The 727-nt window shown below is 63.8% G+C and carries 1 protein-coding gene; it reads left to right on the top strand.

The window, feature by feature from the left end; translation table 11 throughout:
- On the top strand, positions 1-727 hold a 727-nt coding region (locus tag E1180_RS00140), incomplete at both ends, for a cadherin-like domain-containing protein (protein ID WP_196220473.1).

Raw genomic sequence — 727 nt, 5'->3', positions numbered from 1 at the left:
GTGGAGCTTTGATCCGAGCCATGCAGCTTACCAGCATCTAGCAGCCGGTCAGCCCGAGCAGCTCACGATCCCGGTGATCGTCACAGACAGCACAGGGGCGACCGATACCGAAAACCTGGTCATCACGGTCACAGGCACCAATGACGGGCCTGCGGTCACCGGACCGGTCGATCTTGGTAGCGGCACCGAAGACAAGGCGGTGGCAATCACCGCCGCACAGCTTCTGGCACATGCTTCGGACATCGATACGGGCGACACGCTGTCTGTCACAGGCCTATCCGCGAGCCATGGCACGATCACCGGCGATGCGGCCCAGGGCTTCACCTTCACGCCGGACCCGGACTACAACGGCCCGGTCACACTGAGCTATCAGGTCACCGACGGTCATGGCGGCAGCGTGGCCCAGAGCGCCTCCCTGACCCTCGGTGCAACACCGGATGCCGCCGTCATCACCGGCACCGACACTGGGGATGTCACCGAGGACCGGAATGTCTGGCCATCATCGGCGCATCCGCTTGCGGTCAGCGGGAGCTTGTCCGTGCATGATCCGGACGGCACAGCTTGGGATCATTTCCAGTACAACCGCTTCGGCGAACATGCGGTCTCGGACCCCTTCGGTGGCAGTCTGCACATCGATCGGAGTGGCAACTGGGGTTACGAGGTCGATAACTCGCATCCCGCCATCCAGGCCCTCGCGGCCGGGCAGGAAGGCCACGCGATCTACGAG

This window comes from Roseibium denhamense, from assembly GCF_009711415.1.
Classification (GTDB): domain Bacteria; phylum Pseudomonadota; class Alphaproteobacteria; order Rhizobiales; family Stappiaceae; genus Roseibium; species Roseibium denhamense.
The sequence above is the reverse complement of the archived record's forward strand: the minus strand, read 5'-3'. Positions and strand labels throughout refer to the sequence as shown.